Origin of the sequence: Parablautia muri (assembly GCF_009917485.1) — a bacterium.
GTDB lineage: Bacteria > Bacillota > Clostridia > Lachnospirales > Lachnospiraceae > Suilimivivens > Suilimivivens muri.
Genome location: NZ_QZDT01000179.1, coordinates 1 through 986 on the forward strand (window position 1 = coordinate 1; position 986 = coordinate 986).

At 54.4% G+C, this 986-nt stretch carries 1 protein-coding gene and 1 pseudogene; both read left to right on the forward strand.

Annotated features, from left to right (window positions below):
- Positions 1-711 (forward strand): YodL domain-containing protein (locus D5281_RS25060; protein WP_160562554.1); only part of this gene is annotated, 711 nt, incomplete at its 5' end.
- Positions 712-714: 3 nt separating this feature from the next.
- A pseudogene (locus D5281_RS25065) lies at positions 715-986 on the forward strand (hypothetical protein); the annotation flags it as partial.

Genomic DNA, 986 nt, shown 5'->3' on the forward strand with positions numbered 1-986 from the left:
AATGTGGTTGACAGGGCGAACTATGAGCTTGTCTATTCCGCGCCCCTTGCGCCGGAAACTTCCCTTGAAGATATTTACGCCCGTTTCAATATCGACCACCCCAAAGACTTTAAGGGACACAGCCTTTCCGTTTCGGACGTGGTAGTGCTTCATCAGGACGGACAGGACGCGGCGCATTTCGTTGACAGTGTAGGTTTCCGGGAAGTGCCGGAGTTTTTACAGGAGCAAAAGCAGCTTACCCCGGACGACTTGGAAACGGGCGAAACTGTCAAAACACCGAGAGGGACTTTCCATGTAACCGCTATGAGCCGGGAGCAGATAGAAGCCGCCGGATATGGCTTTCACCACCAGTCGGACGACGGAAAGTATCTGATTATGGGGAATGGGACGCGGGCGTTTGCCGTTGCCGCAGAACAGGCGCAGCGGGACAATCCCTTGAAAACCGCCGAGCAGACCACAGAGCAGAACGGGAACATGATTGACGGTATCATCAACAACACCCCCACCGTTGACGAACTGGAAGCAAAGGTAAAGGCGGGCGAGCAGATTTCCCTTGTTGACCTGGCTAACGCTGTCAAAGCCGACAAGGAGCGCGGCAAGGGAGCGAAGCCGGAAAAGAAGCCCTCTATCCGGGCGCAGCTTAGAGCCGACAAGGAAAAGGCGCAGAAGAAAAACGCAAAGCAGAAGTCACAGGACTTGGAAAGGAGCTGACCCATGCCGGAACAGAGTAAATTTGAAAACGTGGATTTGTTCGCTTCCCTTGAAGCGATTATGAAGCAGAACACAGGCTTTTACCAGAGCGACTTAGACATTGACAAAGAGATTATCGCAAAGGCGGCGGCAAGCCCCAACAGGGAGGACAAGACCCTTTTGTGGTTCTGCCGCCCGTCCGGGACGCACTGTTTCCGGGAGCGCGACGTTTTCCTCAAAGACACCGCGCCCCACAACACATGGCGTTTCTACATGGAGCAGACAAGCGACCGCGT